Source organism: Streptomyces sp. F001 (assembly GCF_004187715.1).
Taxonomy (GTDB): Bacteria; Actinomycetota; Actinomycetes; order Streptomycetales; family Streptomycetaceae; genus Streptomyces; species Streptomyces flavusporus.
Genome location: NZ_QZWF01000004.1, coordinates 596728 through 617600, shown reverse-complemented (window position 1 = coordinate 617600; position 20873 = coordinate 596728). Strand labels below are relative to the sequence as shown.

17 protein-coding genes and 2 pseudogenes are annotated in these 20873 nt (G+C 71.6%); 12 read left to right on the top strand and 7 right to left on the bottom strand.

Annotated features, from left to right (window positions below; translation table 11 throughout):
* On the bottom strand, positions 1-310 hold a 310-nt coding region (locus StrepF001_RS20095), incomplete at its 3' end, for an SLATT domain-containing protein (RefSeq protein ID WP_129799595.1).
* Positions 311-603: 293 nt separating this feature from the next.
* Between StrepF001_RS20095 and StrepF001_RS20090 the strand changes: the two genes are divergently transcribed.
* From StrepF001_RS20090 to StrepF001_RS20080, 3 genes are read left to right on the top strand one after another with little or no spacing between them, the layout of a single operon-like run.
* Entirely contained in the window at positions 604-942 is a 339-nt protein-coding gene (locus tag StrepF001_RS20090; protein WP_129799594.1) for a YbaB/EbfC family nucleoid-associated protein, read from the top strand.
* Positions 943-1001: 59 nt separating this feature from the next.
* Entirely contained in the window at positions 1002-1601 is a 600-nt protein-coding gene (gene recR / locus StrepF001_RS20085) for a recombination mediator RecR (protein WP_129799593.1), read from the top strand.
* Positions 1594-2250: a DUF5063 domain-containing protein gene (locus StrepF001_RS20080; RefSeq protein WP_129799592.1), complete on the top strand. Its 657-nt coding sequence runs from the start codon at positions 1594-1596 to the stop codon at positions 2248-2250. The genes recR and StrepF001_RS20080 overlap by 8 nt, the downstream gene beginning before the upstream one ends.
* Here the strand turns inward: StrepF001_RS20080 and StrepF001_RS48080 are convergent.
* Positions 2251-2391 (bottom strand): annotated as a pseudogene (locus tag StrepF001_RS48080) (DNA-binding response regulator); the annotation flags it as partial.
* 162 nt (positions 2392-2553) lie between these two features.
* On the opposite strand from StrepF001_RS48080, the gene StrepF001_RS20070 reads away from it, so the two are divergent.
* The 4 genes from StrepF001_RS20070 (at position 2554) to StrepF001_RS20055 (ending at position 7125) form a co-directional block, all read left to right on the top strand.
* Positions 2554-3831 (top strand): aspartate kinase, encoded by a 1278-nt coding sequence (locus tag StrepF001_RS20070; RefSeq protein ID WP_129799591.1) that lies wholly within the window; start codon positions 2554-2556, stop codon positions 3829-3831.
* Positions 3828-4880: an aspartate-semialdehyde dehydrogenase gene (locus tag StrepF001_RS20065; protein ID WP_129799590.1), complete on the top strand. Its 1053-nt coding sequence runs from the start codon at positions 3828-3830 to the stop codon at positions 4878-4880. Before StrepF001_RS20070 ends, StrepF001_RS20065 begins: the two co-directional genes overlap by 4 nt.
* Positions 4881-5263: 383 nt before the next feature.
* Positions 5264-5938, top strand: a complete 675-nt coding sequence (locus StrepF001_RS20060) for a SigE family RNA polymerase sigma factor (RefSeq protein WP_129799589.1) — start codon at positions 5264-5266, stop codon at positions 5936-5938.
* On the top strand, positions 5935-7125 hold the full coding sequence (locus tag StrepF001_RS20055; RefSeq protein ID WP_240797586.1) for a hypothetical protein: 1191 nt from the start codon (positions 5935-5937) through the stop codon (positions 7123-7125). Before StrepF001_RS20060 ends, StrepF001_RS20055 begins: the two co-directional genes overlap by 4 nt.
* Positions 7126-7155: 30 nt before the next feature.
* Here StrepF001_RS20055 and StrepF001_RS20050 read toward each other — a convergent pair whose 3' ends face one another.
* Positions 7156-7950 (bottom strand): SURF1 family protein, encoded by a 795-nt coding sequence (locus StrepF001_RS20050; protein ID WP_129799588.1) that lies wholly within the window; start codon positions 7948-7950, stop codon positions 7156-7158.
* 54 nt (positions 7951-8004) lie between these two features.
* Complete coding sequence (locus tag StrepF001_RS20045) at positions 8005-8379, bottom strand: nuclear transport factor 2 family protein (RefSeq protein ID WP_129799634.1); 375 nt, start codon at positions 8377-8379, stop codon at positions 8005-8007.
* Between the two features lie 136 nt (positions 8380-8515).
* Here StrepF001_RS20045 and StrepF001_RS20040 point away from each other — a divergent pair, with 136 nt between their 5' ends.
* Positions 8516-10351: a prolyl oligopeptidase family serine peptidase gene (locus tag StrepF001_RS20040; RefSeq protein WP_129799587.1), complete on the top strand. Its 1836-nt coding sequence runs from the start codon at positions 8516-8518 to the stop codon at positions 10349-10351.
* Positions 10352-10423: 72 nt separating this feature from the next.
* On the opposite strand, the gene StrepF001_RS20035 is transcribed toward StrepF001_RS20040, so the two are convergent.
* On the bottom strand, positions 10424-12349 hold the full coding sequence (locus tag StrepF001_RS20035; protein ID WP_129799633.1) for an NAD-binding protein: 1926 nt from the start codon (positions 12347-12349) through the stop codon (positions 10424-10426).
* Positions 12350-12557: 208 nt separating this feature from the next.
* On the opposite strand from StrepF001_RS20035, the gene StrepF001_RS20030 reads away from it, so the two are divergent.
* From StrepF001_RS20030 to StrepF001_RS20015, 4 genes are all read left to right on the top strand, one after another.
* A complete protein-coding gene (locus StrepF001_RS20030; RefSeq protein WP_129799586.1) occupies positions 12558-13574 on the top strand; it encodes a permease in 1017 nt (338 codons plus the stop codon).
* A complete protein-coding gene (locus StrepF001_RS20025) occupies positions 13571-14269 on the top strand; it encodes a TIGR03943 family protein (protein ID WP_129799585.1) in 699 nt (232 codons plus the stop codon). The genes StrepF001_RS20030 and StrepF001_RS20025 overlap by 4 nt, the downstream gene beginning before the upstream one ends.
* Positions 14270-14750: 481 nt before the next feature.
* The gene (locus StrepF001_RS20020; RefSeq protein ID WP_129799584.1) at positions 14751-15731 is read left to right on the top strand and encodes an ATP-binding cassette domain-containing protein; all 981 of its coding nucleotides are present in this window, start codon (positions 14751-14753) and stop codon (positions 15729-15731) included.
* Complete coding sequence (locus StrepF001_RS20015; RefSeq protein ID WP_129799583.1) at positions 15728-16522, top strand: ABC transporter permease; 795 nt, start codon at positions 15728-15730, stop codon at positions 16520-16522. The genes StrepF001_RS20020 and StrepF001_RS20015 overlap by 4 nt, the downstream gene beginning before the upstream one ends.
* On the opposite strand, the pseudogene StrepF001_RS20010 reads toward StrepF001_RS20015, so the two are convergent.
* Together StrepF001_RS20010 and StrepF001_RS20005 are read right to left on the bottom strand one after the other, a co-directional pair.
* Positions 16500-19653 (bottom strand): annotated as a pseudogene (locus StrepF001_RS20010) (BTAD domain-containing putative transcriptional regulator). The gene StrepF001_RS20015 and the pseudogene StrepF001_RS20010 sit on opposite strands and share 23 nt — an antisense overlap.
* A gap of 124 nt (positions 19654-19777) precedes the next feature.
* Positions 19778-20827, bottom strand: a complete 1050-nt coding sequence (locus tag StrepF001_RS20005) for an aldo/keto reductase (RefSeq protein WP_129799582.1) — start codon at positions 20825-20827, stop codon at positions 19778-19780.
* Positions 20828-20873 lie beyond the last annotated feature (46 nt).

Below are 20873 nucleotides of genomic sequence, written 5' to 3'. Positions count from 1 at the left end.
AGATGTGTATAAGAGACAGGGTCAGATCCAGCAACGGCAGCGCGGCCCCGGCCACCGCCCCCAGCGCCGCCCCGCACCGCAGCGACCGCGCGGCCCGCCGCTTCCACACCCGGTCGGCGAGATACCAGGCCGCCGTGTCCAGCGCCCCCCGCTCCACCCACCGGTACAGCTCGTCCAGCCGCTGAGCGGGCTCGGCCCAGTCCCCGAGCGGGAAGGCCCGCCCGGCCAGATCGCCCGGCCGCAGCCCGGCCGCACCCTCGCCACGCCCGTCCTGAGGCGGCCCCTCGGGCTGCATCTCCGGCTGACCCACCCGGCACTCCCTACCGATCACAACTGATCACGGTGCGTGACATGTCGTACGACGTACGGCCTGTCAGTCGTACGCGACGCCTGATGCTGATGCGCCTGACCCTTCCTACCGCCCAATGGGTGGCGAAGACCCGAGTTTCCTATCTTTTCCGCCCGGAAGAGGGGCTTGATCAGGTATAGGAGATCTGGTCGACTCACTCGAAAGAGTGCTGGAGCGACGGCCGCATGGACCACGTAGGCTCGTGCTGAACGGGAAAAGCCCGTGCCGCACGAGCCCCGGAAGAGGAGTTGATCGTGATCCCCGGTGGTGGCCAGCCCAATATGCAGCAGCTGCTGCAGCAGGCCCAGAAGATGCAGCAGGACCTGGCGAGGGCGCAGGAGGAACTGGCGCAGACCGAGGTCGAAGGCCAGGCCGGCGGCGGTCTGGTGACGGCCACTGTGAGCGGAGCCGGTGAGCTGCGCGCCCTGCAGATCGACCCGAAGGCGGTGGACCCGGAGGACACCGAGACCCTCGCCGACCTGGTCGTCGCGGCCGTCCACGCGGCCAACGAGAACGCGCAGAACCTCCAGCAGGAGAAGCTGGGCCCGCTGGCCCAGGGCATGGGCGGCGGTATCCCCGGCCTGCCCTTCTAAGACGGGCCGCGGGAAACTACCGTACGTACTGCACGACACTCAGGAAGGGCGGCAGTCCGTTGTACGAAGGCGTGGTCCAGGACCTCATCGACGAGCTGGGGCGGCTGCCCGGCGTCGGTCCCAAGAGCGCGCAGCGGATCGCCTTCCATGTCCTGCAGGCGGAGCCGGCGGACGTACGGCGTCTGGCCCAGGCCCTCCTTGAGGTGAAGGCGAAGGTCCGTTTCTGTGCGACCTGCGGCAATGTCGCGCAGGAGGAGCTGTGCAACATCTGCCGTGACAGCCGCCGTGACCCGGCGGTGATCTGTGTGGTGGAGGAGCCGAAGGACGTCGTGGCCATCGAGCGGACGCGCGAGTTCCGCGGCCGCTATCACGTCCTGGGGGGCGCGATCAGCCCGATCGAGGGTGTCGGCCCGGACGATCTGCGTATACGAGAACTTCTCGCGAGGTTGGCCGACGGGACGGTCACGGAACTCATCCTGGCCACGGACCCGAATCTGGAGGGCGAGGCGACGGCGACGTACCTCGCCCGCATGATCAAGCCCATGGGCCTCAAGGTCACCCGCCTGGCCAGCGGCCTCCCGGTGGGTGGCGACCTGGAATACGCGGACGAGGTCACCCTCGGCCGCGCCTTCGAGGGGAGACGACTCCTAGATGTCTGACGCCACGCTGCACTCCACGACACAGGACCCGGACGACTTCGCGGTCCAGATCGCGGACCAGGTAGAGAGCTTCCTGGTGGCCGTCTCCGAGGTGGCCAGAGGCGATGAGCCGGACTCGGCCGTGCCCTTCCTCCTGCTGGAGGTCTCCCAACTCCTGCTGGCCGGCGGCCGATTGGGCGCGCACGAGGACATCGTCCCCGACGAGCGCTACGAGCCCGACCCGGGCCCCGAGCCGGACGTCGACGGGTTGCGGGAGAACCTGGCCCGGCTCCTGGAGCCGATCGACGTCTACTCCGAGGTCTTCGACCCGTACGAGCCCCGCAAGGCCCCGGTGCCGGCCCGTATCTCCGACGACCTCGCGGACGTCATCACCGACCTCCGCCACGGCATGGCCCACTACCGCGCCGGGCGCACGACGGAGGCGCTGTGGTGGTGGCAGTTCTCCTACTTCTCCAACTGGGGTGCGACAGCGTCCGCGACGCTGCGCGCACTGCAGTCCGTGGTCGCGCATGTGCGGCTGAACCAGCCGCTGGAGGAACTGGACGGCCTCGACACCGACCAGGGCATGGGCGACGACACCCTCGAGTTCGAGGCCGGCAAGGTCATGCAGCAGGAGATCGCGGGCCCGCTGGGACTGCGCACCCAGTAGCTGAATGCGGCGCATCACGGCCCGTGTCTGTGCGATGACCTCCCGTATGCCGAACGGCTTGGACACGTAGCCGTCGGCACCCGGCTCCAGGCCGACCACCCGGTCCGTCTCGTCGCTGTGGGCGCACTCGGTCATCAGAGGCCACTTGTGACCCGCGGCACTTTTCCGAGTGTCATCAGCGCATGCCGGGCATATGCAGTCCGAGAACGAGCGGCCGGACATCTCACCATGCGATATCTGGGAAGGGAATTTCGGACGCTCGTTAAAATGAGCCGACACACACGGACTGAGCGAGGAGCGCACGTGGGCCTTGTCGTGCAGAAGTACGGAGGCTCCTCCGTAGCCGATGCCGAGGGCATCAAGCGCGTCGCCAAGCGAATCGTGGAAGCCAAGAAGAACGGCCACCAGGTGGTGGCGGTGGTTTCCGCGATGGGCGACACGACGGACGAGCTGATCGATCTCGCCGAGCAGGTTTCCCCGATTCCTGCCGGGCGCGAGCTCGACATGCTGCTGACCGCCGGAGAGCGGATCTCCATGGCACTGCTGGCCATGGCGATCAAAAACCTGGGCCACTCGGCCCAGTCGTTCACGGGCAGCCAGGCAGGTGTCATCACCGACTCGGTCCACAACAAAGCCCGGATCATCGATGTCACGCCGGGCCGGATCCGGGACTCGCTGGACGAGGGCAACATCGCCATTGTCGCCGGATTCCAGGGCGTCAGCCAGGACACCAAGGACATCACGACGCTGGGCCGCGGCGGCTCCGACACCACGGCCGTGGCGCTGGCCGCCGCCCTCGACGCCGAGGTGTGCGAGATCTACACCGACGTCGACGGCGTGTTCACCGCCGACCCGCGCGTGGTGAAGAAGGCCCGGAAGATCGACTGGATCTCGTTCGAGGACATGCTCGAGCTGGCCGCGTCCGGGTCGAAGGTGCTGCTCCACCGCTGTGTGGAGTACGCCCGCCGCTACAACATCCCGATCCATGTCCGGTCCAGCTTCAGCGGACTGCAGGGCACGTGGGTCAGCAGCGAGCCGATCAAGCAAGGGGACAAGCAGGTGGAGCAGGCCATCATCTCCGGTGTCGCGCACGACACCTCCGAGGCCAAGATCACGGTCGTCGGCGTGCCGGACAAGCCCGGCGAGGCCGCCGCCATCTTCCGCACGATCGCCGACGCCGAGATCAACATCGACATGGTCGTGCAGAACGTGTCCGCCGCCTCCACCGGGCTCACGGACATCTCCTTCACGCTGCCGAAGACCGAGGGCCGCAAGGCCATCGACGCCCTGGAGAAGAACAAGGCCGGCATCGGCTTCGACTCGCTGCGCTACGACGACCAGATCGGCAAGATCTCCCTGGTCGGCGCCGGTATGAAGACCAACCCGGGCGTCACGGCCGCGTTCTTCGAGGCGCTGAGCGACGCGGGTGTGAACATCGAGCTGATCTCGACCTCCGAGATCCGCATCTCGGTCGTCACCCGCGCCGACGACGTGTCCGAGGCCGTCCGCGCCGTGCACACCGCCTTCGGCCTGGACTCCGACAGCGACGAGGCCGTCGTCTACGGAGGCACCGGGCGATGACCATCCGACCGACGCTCGCGGTCGTGGGAGCGACCGGGGTCGTCGGCACGGTCATGCTCCAGATCCTGTCCCAGCACGCGGACATCTGGGGCGAGATCCGTCTGATCGCCTCGCCGCGCTCGGCCGGCCGCAAGCTGGCCGTGCGCGGCGAGGAGGTCGAGGTGGTCGCCCTCAGCGAGGAGGCGTTCGACGGGGTCGACGTCGCCATGTTCGACCTGCCGGACGAGCTCGCCGCACAGTGGGCGCCGATCGCTGCCGCCAAGGGCGCCGTCGTCGTGGACAATTCGGGCGCGTTCCGGATGGACCCGGACGTGCCGCTGGTCGTGCCGGAGGTCAATCCGCATGCGGCCCGGGTGCGTCCGCGCGGCATCATCGCCAACCCCAACTGCACGACGCTGTCCATGATCGTCGCCCTGGGCGCGCTGCACGCCGGGTTCGGACTGCGTGAGCTGGTCGTCTCCGCGTACCAGGCGGTGAGCGGGGCCGGGCGGGCCGGCGTGGAGACGCTGCGGCAGCAGCTGTCCCTGGTGGCCGGTACGGAGCTGGGGACCCACCCCGGTGACATACGGCGGGTCGTGGGGGACAGCACCGGACCGTTCCCGGAGCCGGTGGCGCTGAACGTCGTGCCGTGGGCCGGGTCGGTGCGCGAGGACGGCTGGTCGTCGGAGGAGATGAAGGTGCGGGACGAGTCCCGCAAGATCCTCGGACTGCCGCGGCTGCCCGTCGCGGTGACATGTGTCCGGGTGCCGGTGGTGACCGTGCACTCGCTGACCGTGCACGCCCGCTTCCAGGACGAGGTGACGGTGGACCGGGCCCGTGAGATTCTCGCCACCACGCCCGGGGTCGTCCTGTTCGACAATCCGGCGGCCGGGGAGTTCCCGACGCCCGCCGATGTGGTGGGCACTGACCCGACCTGGGTCGGGCGGGTGCGCCGGGCCCTGGACGATCCGACGGCGCTCGAGCTCTTCGTGTGCGGCGACAACCTGCGCAAGGGGGCCGCGCTCAACACCGCGCAGATCGCCGAGCTCGTGGCTGCGGAGATGTCGTGAAGGCAAGTGAACGTAAAAGGTCTCGGCGATGGCCTGATCTGTTTGTAGGATCCATGGAAGCTGTGCACGCCAGGTGAGCCGGACGAGTGGTCCGGACCACTTGTTTCGGGCCCTTCGGCGTTCGAAGATTTCCTCCCCGCCCTCCGCAACCGTGCGGAGGGCGGGGAGCGTCTATGCGGTCGCCCTTCCGGGGTGTGGAGACGCGTTGATCCAGGCGTGGGGACGCCGTGAACGGTGCGTGGGGACGCCCGTTCGTATGGGACATAGGGGAAGAGCGGACGCATGAGGGCATATGGGGCACCGTCAGTCGTGCTGCCTGAGGCGAGAACGAGAGTGACGCCCGGCACGTACAACCCTGGCGGGGGGAAGCGTGTCCAACTGGCGTGGCAGAGGTACTCGAGTTTCCTGCGGCAACCCGCGGCACGGCCCTTCGGCCGCCCCGGCCCGTCCGCACCCGTGTGGGCGCGCCCGGCGGCATGCCGGTGATCGCCCCCATGCCTGCAGCGCGGCCCGCCCGCATCCCGAATCAGCGTGACGGCGCCGACGACGTCGATGCGGCGGCGGCCGGCACCACCGTCGACCACCTCACCGAGACCTACCGCACGCACTACCGCTCGCTGCTCGGTCTCGCCGCCCTCCTCCTGGACGACACCGCCTCCTGCGAGGACGTCGTGCAGGAGGCGTTCATCCGCGTCCACTCGGCCCGCAAACGGGTCCGTGACCCGGAGAAGACGCTGGCGTATCTGCGTCAGACGGTCGTCAATCTCTCGCGCTCGGCATTGCGCCGCCGCATCCTCGGCCTCAAGCTGCTGTCGAAGCCCATGCCCGACATGGCGAGCGCCGAGGAAGGGGCGTACGACCAGTTGGAGCGCGACTCCCTGATCAAGGCGATGAAGGGCCTGCAGCGCCGCCAGCGCGAGGTCCTGGTGCTGCGCTACTTCGCGGACATGACGGAGGCCCAGGTCGCCGAGACGCTCGGGATATCGCTGGGCTCGGTCAAGGCGTACGGCTCGCGCGGTATCGCGGCCCTCCGGATCGCCATGGAGGCGCCGGCATGACCGACGAGAACGGGCGGCGGCATCCGCACGAGCCGCATGAGCCGTACGAGTGGCGTGAGCCGACACCCGAGGAGGGGCCGGGGGGCGCCTCGCGCGAGCAAGAGCCGAAGCAATCGCACGCTGGGAACGGAACTGTGAACCACGGCCCCGACGACCAGGGCCCCGAGGGCCTCGACTCGGACGAGCTGGCACTGCGCAGGATGCTGCACCAGGCGGTGCAGGACGTCGAGCCGCGCGACGGCACGCTGGACCACCTTCGGCGGGCCGTGCCCGCCCGGCGGGCGCGCAAGCGGCAGGCCGCCGTCGGCATGGCGGCCGCGGCGCTGTTCGTCTGCACCGCCGTCCCGGCCCTGGTGCACGTCTCCAACTCCACCGGTCCCGATGCCGACCCGTCCATCGCCGGTCACGGCGCGCAGGCGCAGGGCGGCGCGGGCGAGGGCAAGAGCACCGAGGGCGCGGGCGGCGACGGCGCGGCCTCCACGGACAAGGCCGAGGACCCCGGCAAGGGCAGCCCGACGCACAGGGAGACAGGCCCGGGCGGCAGCCCCGAGACCGGCGCCGAAGCCAGCCCCGACGTCTCCTACCCCTCGGCGACCAGCGTGGTCAGCGCCCCGGTGTGTACGGCCGAGCAGCTCGGCTCGGCCACCGCGACCGCCGATGTCCCCGACTCCGGCGGGACGGTCTACGGCACCTTCCGGATCATGAACGTCTCCTCCGCGGGCTGTACGGTCGGCGGCGCCGGCACGGTCAGTCCCCTCGCACAGGGCGCGGCGGACCCCACCAAGATCACCGTGGTCGCCCACACGTCCGGCGACGCGGCGGCCGGCCTGCCGGACCCGTCCCTCGAGATCCCGCAGCTGGTGCTGCAACCGGGCTCCGCGTACGAGGTGAAGTTCGCCTGGGTGCCTTCGGAGACCTGCTCCACCGACCCCGGCGGCGACAGCGGTGGCACGGGCGGTCCTTCGCCCGACCCGACGCCCACCACCGACCCCGGCACCACGACCGACGGCAGCTCCACCGGCGGCGACACCGGCACGTCCACCCAGCTGGTCACGGAGGACGGTACGGCCGACGGGAGCGTCGTCGTCTCCTACACGGCGGAGGCAGGGGCGCCGTCGGTTTCCGCGACGGTGGCCGACGCGTGTGCGGGGACCGTGTACCGGACCGGGGTGCTGTCCGCCTCGTAGATCCTCGTCGGTGCTGAGGTCCTGTTGTCCTCAGACCCCGGACGGGGTGGAAACGCGCTGCTCGTCCTCCGGCACCAGCCCCATCTCCGCGTCCCGCACAAACTCCACCTCGCGGCGGAACAACCGGAACCACATGAAGACGACGAAGCCCGCGAAGACGAACCACTCGCCGGTGTAGCCGAGGTTCTGGAAGGCCTTGAGGTCGAGTCCGGTGTCCGGCGCCGCGCTCACCGGCACGGCCCGCATTCCGGAGTCGCCCTTGTCGAGCGTGACCCACGCGTCGTAGAGGTCGTACGGCACCAGGTTCACCAGCGACGCCGCGCTGATCGCCGCGGTCTGCCCGGACGGCAGCCCGCCCTGCGCACTGACGCCGTTCTCGCCCGGGTTCTCGGACGCCTGGAGCGCGCCGGTGACCGTGACCTCGCCGGAGGGCGGGGCCGGGGCCTCGGCCGGGTCGGCGGCGCCGGGCAGCCAGCCCCGGACGACCGGGAGGGCCTTGCCGTCGTCGGTGCGCAGCAGGGTCAGGACGTAGTAGCCGCGCCTGCCGTCCAGTTCCCGGTCCGGGACGAGCAGCTGCTCGCCGTACGTGCCGGTCGCGGTGGTCCGGTCGCCGGAGGTCTCCTTGTCCACCGGCAGCAGCTCGGCGAGCGGCCGGGCCGCCTTGGTCTTGTCCGACGCGGCCTGTTCACCCGCGCTGCGGTGGTCCTCGACCCGGTCCTCGAACCGGCTCAGCTGCCAGGACCCCATGAAGATGCAGAAGGGGATGGCGAGCAGCACGAAGACGTTGATCCCCCACCAACGGGGCGTCAGCAGAAACCGGTACACGCCACCAACGGTACGGGGCTCGCGCGGAGCGCCCGGCCGCGGGGTGGCTGTGGGTCAGTACCGCTCGCTCAGGTGCTCGCGGCCGGCCGGGGGCTCGTACGGCTCCGGCCAGAAGTCGGTTATGGAGTCGACCCGCCCGTCACCGGTGAAGGTGAAGAACGAGATGGCGTACATCTCCTCCAGTCCCACGGTGGCGTGGATCCAGGAGACGACGTGGTCCGGCTCGGCGACGAGTCGCTCGATCCGCAGGTGCCAGTCGCCGGGGTACTCCTTGTAGAACTGCACGAACCGGTCCCGGCCGCTGATCTTCTCCCGCGTCTGCGGCAGCGTGTACACGACGTCCTCGGCCAGGGTCTCGGCGAATGCGTCCCAGTCCCGGCCCTCGGCGGTGGCCCAGAACCTCTCGACGGTCTTGCGCGGATCGGTCATCGCGGTCATGGGAAGGAGTGTGCACCCCGCCACTGACAATCGGCCCCGGCCCGGCCGGAAGGGTGGCCGGTGGAGGTTTTCCACAGGCTGGGGACCTCGGCGGCGGATTGTCGGTCGGACCAGGCAGTATGGGGCCATGACTGAGAGCAACGGGTCCGCCGCGCAGGATCAGCGCAAGCAGGGCGAGAACATGCCGGACTGGGAGAAGCGCTTCCGGGCGCCGCGGGTGTCACTGCCCGACTGGGCGGAGGACGCACCCGACCGCTCCCTGTTCGTGTCGAACGCGACGGGGACGTACGAGCTGTACGCCTGGAACCGTTCGACGGGTGAGCAGCGCCAGGTGACGAACCGGCCGAACGGTACGACGGACGGCGTGCTCTCCCCGGACGGCGCGTGGATCTGGTGGTTCGACGACAAGGACGGCGACGAGTTCGGCGTCTGGCGCCGCCAGCCCTTCACCGGCGGCGAGGACGAGCTCGCCGTACCGGGCCTGGACCCGTCCTACCCGGCGGGCCTCGCCCTGGGCCGTGACGGACGTACGGCGGTGGTGGGCCGCTCCACCGACGAGGACGGTACGACGATCCACATCGCGCGCCTGGGCGAGGCGCCGGTGGAGATCTACCGGCACCGTGAGTCGGCGGGCGTCGGCGACCTCTCCCACGACGGTTCGCTGATCGCCGTGGAGCACACCGAGCACGGGGACGCGATGCACTCGGCGCTGCGCGTGCTGCGCCCCGACGGCACGCCGGTCGCCGAACTCGACGACACCAAGGGCGGCACCGTCGAGCTGGGCCTGGAGGTCCTCGGCTTCGCGCCGGTCGGCGGTGACACGCGCCTGCTCATCGGCCACCAGAGGCGCGGCCGCTGGGAGCCGCTGGTGTGGGACGTGGCGACGGGCGAGGAGACGGACCTGGCGCTGGAGCTGCCCGGTGATGTCAGCGCCGAGTGGTACCCGGACGGCTCCGGCCTGCTGATCGGGCACAGCCACGAAGCCCGCGGCGAGCTGTTCCGCTACGACTTTGCCGCGCGTGAGCTGGCGAAGGTCCCGACCCCGCCCGGCACGGTCTCCGGCGCGACCGCCCGACCCGACGGCAGCGTGGAGTACCTGTGGTCGTCGGCGGCCGAGCCGTCGTTGGTGCGCTCGACGGCGGGCCGGGTGGTCCTCGACCCGCCCGGCATGAAGTCCCCGGGTTCGGTGCCGGTGGAGGACGTATGGGTGGAGGGCCCCGGCGGCCGTATCCACGCCCTGGTCCAGAAGCCGGCCGGTGCCTCCGGCCCGCTCCCCACGGTGTTCGACATCCACGGCGGCCCGACCTGGCACGACAGCGACTCCTTCGCCGCGGGCCCGGCCGCCTGGGTGGACCACGGGTACGCGGTCGTGCGGGTCAACTACCGCGGCTCCACCGGCTACGGCCGCGCCTGGACGGACGCGCTGAAGCACCGGGTCGGCCTGATCGAGCTGGAGGACATCGCGGCGGTCCGGGAGTGGGCGATCACCTCGGGCCTTGCCGACCCCGACCGGCTGATCCTGACCGGCGGCTCCTGGGGCGGCTACCTCACGCTCCTCGGCCTCGGCACCCAGCCGGACGCGTGGACGCTGGGCATCGCGGCGGTCCCGGTGGCCGACTACGTCACCGCGTACCACGACGAGATGGAGGCCCTGAAGGCCATGGACCGCACCCTCCTGGGCGGCACCCCGGAGGAGGTCCCCGAGCGCTTCGAGGCGTCGTCCCCCCTCACCTACGTCGACCAGGTCAAGGCCCCGGTGTACATCTCGGCCGGCGTGAACGACCCACGCTGCCCCATCCGCCAGATCGAGAACTACGTCAAGCGCCTGCAGGCGCGCGGCGCGATCCACGAGGTCTACCGGTACGACGCGGGACACGGCTCGCTGGTCGTCGACGAGCGGATCAAGCAGGTGAAGCTGGAACTGGACTTCGCGGAGAGACACCTGGGCGGCGCGGGCGCCTGACGGCCGGGCCGCCGTCACCGGGGGAGACGGACGGCGGGGTCGAGGGCAACCGTACGACCGCGACCCCGCCCGTCACCTCGCCGCCCGCGCCCGCGGCCGCCTCCCCAGCAGCTCCGCCAGCCCCCGCCGGGTCGCCGCCAGTACCACCCGGTCGTCGGCACGCAGGACATACGTCGGTGGGAGGTCCCACACGAGGTCCGAGGTGGGTGGAGTGTCGCCGGAGCCGGTGGAGGACGGGCCCACCGCAAGATCCGGCCGGCGTTCCTCCGGTGCCGCCGCGTCCAGGGCCAGCACTCGCCACGACCCGGCCTGGAAGGCGTCGGCCACCGTCTTCCCCTCCAACTGCCGGATCCCGCGCACGTCCACGGCCGCGAAGAGCAGCACCCGCCGCTCGACCGGGATGGCCCCCAGCACCTGCCGGCCCATCATGGCCCCGGCGAAGGAGGGCGCCGCGAGATGGGTGACACTGCGGCTGCGGGTGAGCGCACGCGGGTGCGCGGCCCGCAGGGTGCGGTATACGGCAGCCGCGAAGTCGTCGTCGTACAGGCGGAGCACGACCCGCAGATCGGGCCGTACGGACCGGGCGTACAGCGCGGCTTCCAGGTTGGTCGTGTCCACGCTGGTCAGCGCGAGCAGCGCATGCGCCCGGTGAACCTTGGCGGCCTCCAGGACGCCCTCCTGCGTGACGTCCCCCAGCACCACCGGCACCCGCAACCGCCGGGCCGTCGCCATGCCGCGCGCCTCGGGATCGGCCTCGACGCACACCACCGGAATGTGCAGTTCCCGCAGCCGGGTCAGCACGCGGGTGCCGATCTTGCCGAGCCCGAGCAGCACGACATGCCCGGCGAGTCCGCGCGGCGGCCTGCGCAGCGCGGACGCGCTCCGGAACGTGCCGAGCGCCTCCAGCACGGCCGCCAGCAGCACCGGCAGCAGCAGCAACCCGACGACGGCGGACAGCAGTTGGAGGATCTGCCGTCCGGTGCTCGCGCCGGTGGCCGGGTCGTCGATGCCGAGGATGTCGAGCAGCGTCAGATATGTCGCGCGCAGCGGATGGTCCCCGGTGACGATCGTCAGCGCGATCGCCAGCGCGAGCACGGCACCCACCAGGCCCGCGAGCGACCAGCGCAGCCGCCGGGAGAACAGCGACGCGAACGGCGGTACGACACCGACCCCGCGCCCCGAGGACTGCGCCGACCCGGAGTACGACACATGCTCCAGCACGACCGTGCCGCGCCCGGTCGCCGCGGCCACCTCCGCCTCGTCCGGCAGCAGCCGCGGCCCGCGCTCCCCGCTGCCCTCCGACCCGTCCGCACCGGCCGGGTCACTGCTCGTCGTCGACAGCAGCGCCAGCGTGCACAGCCCGGGATCGGCGACCTGACCCGGCGCCGGCGGTGTCCGCTCCACGGCCCGCAGCAGCAGCCCGTCGGTCTGTACGACCTTGCTGGTCCCGGCGAGCGCGGTCGCCGCCAGCGCCGGTGCGGCCGTGTCGGCGTCGGACAGCACGGTCGTGGAGGCGTCGACGGAGGCGGCCGAACCGCCGACCGCCAACGCGGCGGCCTGGTCGAGGAGTTCCTCGATGTGCTGCCCCAACCGCCGGTTGTAGAGCCGCAGGACGAGGCGCAGCCGAGGGTTGAGGCGGCGGGCGGTGAGGGCGGCGCGGATGTTGGTCTCGTCGTCGTCGTACACGAGCGCCAGCGCGGTCGCCCGCTCCACGCCCGCGTCGGCGAGCACGCTCTCGGTCGGCTCGGCGGCCTCCACCAGCCGCTCGTTCCCGCCGCCCTCGCCACCGGAGGTGCCGTTGCCGTTCCCGGCGGCCCGGTTGGCCGCGTTCACCATCCGGTCGAGCAGCGCCGCCGACGCGGCCCGGGCCCGTCCGACGACCGGCTGGCGCACCCGGCGCCCGGCGGGTGGTACGACGAGCGTCACCTGCTCCTCGTACACCCCCCGCAGTTCGGCCGCGAGCCGGTGCGCGAGCCCGTCGTCACCGCACACCACCATGTGCGCGGTCGCGCCGTCCGGCTGACTCTGATTCGGAACGCTCCCCACGAGGGAAAAGACTGCCCCACCGGGACGGATGGTTCCAGCAACCGACTGAACATCCGTTCCTCGCCCGCCGTACTGAAGGGGAGGCCTCGCACCTGGCACCGCGCACCCGGCACCTGGCGCCCGGCATCTCGCACCCGGCACAACGGAGGGACCCCGACCCGTGGCCGACACCGCCACCGAAGCAGCCCCGCGGCCCGATGAACGGGCGGGGCCGCCGGACCCGGAGGGCTGGCACCTCAGCTCCCCCCTGGTCCTCACCGTGACCCTGCTCCTGCTGCTCCTCGCCCAGGCGCCGATCCGCCGCGCCCTGTCCGCGCCGGTGATGCAGAGCTGGATGACGGTGTTCGTCGCGGTGGTCGTGCAGGCCCTGCCGTTCCTGGTGCTCGGCGTGCTGCTGTCGGCGGCCGTCGCCGTGTTCGTACCGCCGTCGGTCTTCGCCCGTGCGCTGCCCGCCCGGCCCGCCGCGGCCGTACCGGTCGCGGGGCTGGCGGGCGCGGTCGTCCCCGGCTGCGAGTGCGCGTCGGTGCCGGTGGCCGGCGCGCTGATGCGGCGCGGTGTCACCCCGGCCGCCGCGCTGGCGTTCCTGCTCTCCGCGCCCGCGATCAACCCGATCGTACTGACGGCGACGGCGGTCGCCTTCCCCGGCGAACCGGAGATGGTGCTGGCCCGTTTCGTCGCGAGCCTGGTCGTGGCGTGCGTGATGGGCTGGCTGTGGCAGCGGCTCGGCCGCACCGACTGGCTGCGCCCGCCGGCCCGTCCGTCGTACGAGGGCCAGGGCCGGGGCGCGGCCTTCTGGGGGTCGGTGCGGCACGACGTGATGCACGCCGGTGGCTTTCTGGTGATCGGCGCGATGGCGGCGGCGACCCTCAAGGCGGTCGTCCCCGAGCAGTGGCTGCGCGCGGCGGCCGACCACCCGGTGGTGGCGGTGCTCGCCCTGGCCGTGCTCGCCGTACTGCTGTCGATCTGTTCGGAGGCGGACGCGTTCGTGGCCGCGTCGCTGACCCAGTTCTCGCCGACGGCCCGGCTGGCGTTCCTGGTGGTCGGGCCGATGGTGGACCTGAAGCTGTTCGCGATGCAGGCGGGCACCTTCGGGCGCGCCTTCGCCCTGCGCTTCGCCCCGGCGACCTTTGGGGTCGCCGTGGCGCTGGCCGCTCTGACCGGGGCGGTGCTGCTTTGAACCGGCAGGCGCAGGCGGCGGTGCTGTTCCTGCTGGGCGCGTCCCTGCTGCACGCGGGGGCCACCGACCTGTCGCTGCGGTACGTCAAGGCGGGGCTGCGGCCGCTGCTGCTGGCCGCCGGTACCGTCCTGGTCGCGGCGGCGGTGGCGACGGTGTGGTACGAGCGGCGGAACCCGGCACCGCGGCACCACGAACCCCGCGTCTCCTGGCTCCTGTTGCTGCCGGTCCTCGCCCTCATCCTCGTCGCGCCGCCGGCCCTGGGTTCGTACAGCGCGATGCGCACGGGCACGGCCCTGCAGCAGCCTCCGGCCTACGCGCCGCTGCCCGCCGGGGATCCGGTCCGCCTGGGCGTCGCCGACTACGCGGCCCGCGCGGTGTACGACGACGGACGTTCGCTGCGCGACCGCCGGGTGAAGATCACCGGTTTCGTCGCGCTGGACCGGGCCGGCACGCCGTACCTGGTCCGTATCGCCCTCAACTGCTGCGCCGCCGACGGCCTTCCGGTCAAGATCGGCCTGACCGGGCGCACACCCCCGGTCCTGCAGCCGGACGCCTGGCTGGAGGTCACCGGCACATACACCGCGCGCCGGACGAAGGACCCGGTCAACGGCGGCCCGATCCCGTTCCTCGACGTCACGACCGCGAGGCCGGTCCCGGAGCCCGCCGATCCATACGACGAGAGCTGGAACAGCTGACCCGCCGGACATGAAGGACGGGAAGGACTCCACCCGCTTCTCGCGGATCCGGATTGCGCGGTGCGCGGCTCGGGACCGCTTCCCCGCGTCTCGAATCGGGTCCTTCCCGTCAACTCCCAGCACACCACGTCTGCGGCCGGTCCACCAGGGCAGAACGCCCGGTACAGAGCGCTGCTCAGCACGAGCGTGATCACCGTGCCTGTGCTATCGCCGACCAGCAGCCACCGGTGCGGCTCCCCGAGGCACCATCCGGCGCCGCTTGCGAAATCGCCCGTGCGGCGGTCGCGCCTCGGCCCATTTCGGCAGGCCAGGGTCGGCGGCCGCCCCGTACCAGGGCCCGGTGACCAAGCGATCCGCCGTGCCTGAGCCCAGGTGCATCAATGTGCCCTGACCTGCAAGTTTCAACGCTCTGAAGTCTGCTCCAGGGCGCTGAAACCGGCTTGAAAGCGTTCTGAACCGCTCCGGCCGCAAGCTCTGCGGCATGACGACGACAGAGCACGAACTCGCGATCGTAGCCACCGGGTTGCGCAAGTCCTACGGGGACAAGACCGTCCTCGACGGCATCGACATCCAGGTGCCCGCCGGCACGATCTTCTCCCTCCTCGGGCCGAACGGCGCCGGCAAGACCACGGCGGTCAACATCCTGTCCACGCTGATCTCCGCCGACGGCGGACAGGCGCGGATCGCCGGGCACGATCTCACCGCAGAGGCCCAGGCGGTACGGGCCGCCATCGGTGTCACCGGGCAGTTCTCCGCCGTGGACGGGCTGATCACCGGCGAGGAGAACATGCTCCTGATGGCCGACCTGCACCACCTCTCCCGCAGCGAGGGCCGGCGGGTGACCGCGGAGTTGCTGGAGCGCTTCGACCTCACGGAGGCTGCGAAGAAGCCCGCCTCCACCTACTCCGGCGGCATGAAGCGCCGCCTCGACATCGCCATGACCCTGGTGGGCAACCCGCGGATCATCTTCCTCGACGAGCCGACCACCGGCCTCGACCCGCGCTCCCGCCACACCATGTGGCAGATCATCCGCGAACTGGTCTCCGGCGGCACCACCGTCTTCCTCACCACCCAGTACCTGGAGGAGGCCGACGAGCTCGCCGACCGGATCGCGGTGCTCAACGGCGGCAAGCTCGTCGCCCAGGGCAGTGCCGAGGAACTCAAGCGGCTCGTCTCCGGCGGTCACGTGCGGCTGCGCTTCTCCGACCCGGTGGCGTACGAACAGGCGGCGACCGCCCTGCGCGAGACGACACGCGACGACGAGACGCTCACCCTGCAGATCCCCAGCGGGGGCAGCCAGCGCGAGCTGCGCGCCATTCTCGACTGGCTCGACGCCGCCGGCGTCGAGGCCGACGAGCTGTCCGTGCACACCCCCGACCTCGACGACGTGTTCTTCGCCCTGACCGGCAGCCCCGTACCCGCCCAGTCCACGCAGACCACCGCCAAGGAGACCGTCCGATGAGCGCTGCCACTCACGCCCTCCGCGACAACCTCACCATGCTGCGGCGCAACCTCCTGCACGCCCGCCGCTACCCCTCCCTCACCCTCAACCTCCTCCTCACCCCGGTCATCCTGCTGCTGCTGTTCGTGTACGTCTTCGGCAATGTGATGAGCGCCGGCATCAACGGCGGCACCGCGGACCGCTCCGAGTACATCGCCTACGTCGTCCCCGGCATCCTGCTCATGACCATCGGCGGGATCGCGATCGGCACCGCGGTCTCCGTGGCCATGGACATGACCGAGGGCATCATCGCCCGGTTCCGCACCATGGCGATCTCGCGTACCTCCGTGCTGATCGGCCATGTGGCCGGCAGCGTGATCCAGTCGCTGATGGCGCTGGCCGTGGTGCTGGGCGTCGGGGTGGCCATCGGCTTCCGGCCCGATGCGACGCCGCTGGAGTGGCTCGCGGCGGCGGGGCTGCTGGTGCTGGTCAGCGTGGCGCTGATCTGGCTCGCGGTCGGCATGGGCCTGGCGTCCCCCAATGCCGAGGGGGCCAGCAACCTCGCCCAGCCCCTGATGATCCTGCCGCTCCTGGGCAGCGCGTTCGTGCCGGTGGACGCCATGCCGGGCTGGTTCCGCTGGTTCGCCGAGTACCAGCCCTTCTCACCCGCCATCGAGACCCTGCGCGGCCTCCTCATGGGCACCGAGATCGGCACCAAGAACGCCGTCCTCACCCTGGCCTGGTGCCTGGGCCTGAGCCTGCTGGGCTACTGGTGGTCCAGGTCCCTGTTCAACCGCGAGCCGCGGCAGTGAGTTCGCGCAGCGCCGCTGCCCGCAGTTCCTCCCGCCCCAGGGCGGCGTACTCCGACTCCGCGTCGGCGTACGCCGCTCTGTCGGCGTTCTCCGCCGCCTGCCGGGACCGGGCCAGGGAGAGAGTGGGGAACTCCCGTACCACCGGCATCCGTTCCGCCAGCGCCACCAGCCGCACGGCCGCCGTATCGCCCCGGGCGAGCCCGGCGAAACCGAGGGCGAGCAGGACCGTGCCGTACACCGGCAGTTCCACCGGAGCCCGGTCACCGGAGGAGCCCGACGGGCCGGACAGCATCTGCAGCAGCCGCTCCCGCAGTTCCCCGGCCAGCTTCGCCACCGGCTCCAGCCGGCCGTGCTGCGCGTGCGCCGCCACCGCGGCCGACTGCATCTGAAGCAACCACGGCTCCATGAACGGATCGTCGGCATACAGCAGGCTGGCCTCCCGCATCCCCTCCACAGCCTGCCGCCACAGCCCGAGCCCGACCTCGGTCAGCCCCCGGGCCAGCGCGATCTCCGCCCGGGCCGGATGATCGGGCGTGTAGATCTGGGCGGCCTCCGGCTGCTGGTCCAGGGCCGTGAGCCCCAGCCAGTACTCCGCCTCGTCGATCTCCCCGCGGTGCAGACAGGCCAGCACCAGCCCCCAGCCGATGCCGGCCAGGTCGAACCAGGCGCCGAACTCGCTGAGCTCGTCCCGCGCGGCCCGCAGATGGTCGTACGCCTCCGCGCCCCGCCCGGACTGCAGGCACAACTCACTGATCCGTCCATGCCCGAGCAGCCGCATGGCCGGATTACCCAGGGGTTCCAGCGCGTCGAGCATCCGCCGGGCGCACTCCAGCGCGCGCTCCGTCTGGTGCTCGGATTCCCATACGTAGCTGGCGACGCCGGCCGCGACGCCCGCCAGCATGGGCTCGTCGGCTTCGCAGAGCTCCTGCAGCAGCGCGTATTCGGGCGGGCGTATGTCCGGGACGGCGCACAGCACGACCCCCATCGCCCGGGGCAGGGTGTCCGGCCGGGCGGGCGGCAGGCGGCGCAGCGTGACGAGCTGGCGTACGGCGTGCGGGCCGAAGCCCATGAAGAGACTGGCGGCACACACGGCCGCCGCGCTGCGGGCCGGCTCCACGTCCTCGGGGTTCCCGGGTCCGGGGCGGAAATGGGACAGGGGCCCGGCGGTCTCGGCGGCGAGGGCGGCGAGCCGGGCGAAGTTGGAGTCGGTGGCCCACAACGAGGACAGCACGGCGGTGACGGCCGCGATGGCCGGCCCGTCGTCACGGTGCAGCGCGTGCCGCAGTGCCAGGACGAGGTTGTCCTGCTCGGCCCGCATCCGGCGCCAGGCGGGCAACGGGTCGCCGCTGAACAGCACATCGTGGTGGGCGCGGCCGAAATCGCGGGCCCAGGACAGGAACCGGTCGGTCACCGTCTCCTCCTCGCCCGCCTCCGCCCGCCGGTCGGCGCTGAACTCCCGCAGCGTCTCCAGCATGTGGAAGCGCACCCCGGAAGGACTGTCGTCCACCTTGATCAGGGACTGGTCGGCCAGTTGCTCCAGCAGGAACAGCGCGTCCCCCGCCTCGCCGAGCACATACTGAGCCGCGTCCTCGGTGAAGCCGCCCGGGAACACCGACAGCGCCCGCATCGCCGCCCGGCCGTCGGGCTCCAGCAGATTCCAGCTCCACTCGACCACCGCCCGCAGCGTGCGATGCCGCTCGGGGGTGTCGCGGGCGCCGCCGCGCAGCAGGGTGAAGCGGTCCTGGAGCCGGCGCGAGATGTCGGCCACGGACAGCACCCGCACCCGGGCCGCGGCGAGTTCCACGGCCAGCGGCAGCCCGTCCAGATGCCGGCAGATCTGGGCCACCCGGTCGGCGGGTAGGTCCACACCGGGCCTCGCCGCCCGCGCCCGCTGCTCGAAGAGCTCGACGGAGGTCGCCAGGGACAGCTCCGGCAGCGCGTACACCGACTCCGAGGTCAGCCCCAGCGGGGCCCGGCTGGTGGCCAGGATCCGCAGCCCCTTCGACCGCGACACCAGGGCCTGCACGAGGTCGGCCGCGCCCCGGATCACCTGCTCGCAGTTGTCCAGCACGAGCAGTACGGGCCCCGAGCCCAGCGCGGCCACGATGCCGGACACCGCGTCCGTGCCGCCCGCGAACTGCCGCCCCTCCCCTGCACCGACGGCCGAGGCCACTTCACCGGCCACGTCGTCGTCGGCGATGACACCGGCCAGGGTGACGAAGTGGACCACCGGTTGCTCGGCCGCACGGCTCACCGCATGAGCGAGGCGGGTCTTGCCCAGCCGCCCGCCCGACGACGGTGACCACTCGGACCTCGCGCAGCAGCCCGGCCACGGCAGCGACGTCGGCGTCCCGCCCCAGCAGAGGGTTCGGCTCGTGTGGCACCCCGTGGCGGACCGGCGCCACATCCGCGCTCAGCAACTCCTGGTACACGGACCTGAGCCCGGGCCCCGGATCGGTACCCAACTCATCGCGCAGCCCGCGGCGATAGGCGTCGTACCGGGTCAGCGCCGCGGCCCGGCCCGCGGTGGCCGCCTCACAGCGCAGCAGTTCCGCGAGTACCTCCTCGTCCCGGGGCAGCGCCGATGCCAGCCCGGCCAGCGGTGCCGTCGCCTCCTCCCGCCGCCCCACCCGGGCCAGCGCGAGCGCCCGCGACCGGACCAGCGAACGGAACACCCGCACCCGGTCGGCACGCAGCGCCACCACCGGATCGTGCAGGTCCTCTCCCGCCCCGGCGCCCACGCTCCCGTCCCACAACGCCAAGCCGGCCTCGGCCTGCGCCAAGGCGCCCGCGTGATCCCTCGCCCTCGCCCGCTCGGCGCTCGCCGCCTCGTACAACAGCAGCGCGGAACAGTCGACCTGCGTCTCGTCCAGCGCCAGCCGATACCCCGTCGGTGTGCTCACGACCAGATCGGCACCCAGTTGCGCCCTGAGCCGCGACACCAGCACCTGCACCGCCTTGCCCGGCCGCTCCGGCATGCCGTCCGGCCACAGCCCCTCCACCAGCCGACCCGTACTGCACCCGGTACGCAGATCCTCCGCAAGCAACGCCAACAGCCCACGCAGCCGGGGCGCGGTGATCTCCCGTCCACGGTGGGCGACTTGGGACAGCAGGGCCAACTCGGTCGTCACGCATGCAGACTAGCCAGCGGCGCGCCGACGCACCTGTGAGCCGGCGTCCTCGCCGAACGCCTGAGGAGGTGGGGACGCATCGCCAGGCGCCGCCGGGGTTGCCTGCTTCAGGGGGCTGCCTGTTTCAGGCGGCGGTCCTGGACTCGACCGTGCGTCGTCGCAGCGCCGGTGTGGTGAGCGACGGCGGGGTCCAGACGCCGTCTGGCGGATAGACGTCGGTTCCGGGCGGCACGATCTCGTCGATCCGGTCGAGGACGGCGTCGTCCAGCACCACGGACGCGCCCTTGAGCGTGCTCCGCAGTTGCTCCATCGTGCGCGGGCCGATGATCACGGACGTGACGGCCGGATGCGTGAGCGGGAAGGCGACGGCCAACTCCGGCAGCGAGCAGCCCACTTCCTCGGCGACGGCGACGAGCTGCTCGACGGCCTCCAGCTTCGCGGCGGTGAGCGGCGCCGACGGATCGAAGCGGTCCGGGTGCAGGGTGGGGCGTCCGCTGCTCAGATCGAGCGCCCGGCCCTTGCGGTAGCGGCCGGTCAGGAACCCCGAGGCCAGCGGGCTCCAGGTCAGCACCCCCATGCCCAGGCGCTGCGCCACCGGCAGCACATGCCTCTCGACACCGCGGGCCAGCAGCGAGTAGGGCGGCTGCTCGGTACGGAAGCGGTGGAGCCCACGGCGGTCGGCCACGTGGTACGCCTCGACGATCTCTTCGGCGGGGAACGTGGAACAGCCGAAGGCTCTGATCTTGCCCTGCCGCACAAGGTCGGTCAGGGCGGAGAGCGTCTCCTCGATGTCGGTGGTGTGGTCCGGCCGGTGCACCTGGTACAGGTCGATCCAGTCCGTTCCCAGCCGCCGCAGGCTGTCCTCCACCTCCCGGACGATCCAACGCCGCGAGTTGCCGCCCCGGTTGGGGCCGTCCCCCATGGGGAAGTGGACCTTGGTCGCCAGGACCACGTCGTCGCGGCGGCCCTTCAGCGCCTTGCCGACGACGGTCTCCGACTCCCCGGCCGAGTACATGTCGGCGGTGTCGACGAAGTTGATCCCCTCGTCGAGCGCGGCATGGATGATCCGGACGCAGTCGTCGTGGTCGGCATTGCCGACGAAACCGAACATCATCGTGCCGAGGCAGTAGGAGCTGACCTCGATGCCGGTCCCGCCCAGAACGCGGTGGCGCATGCAACTCTCCTTGGACGACAGCCTGTTGGGAATGCTGCGACCTTAC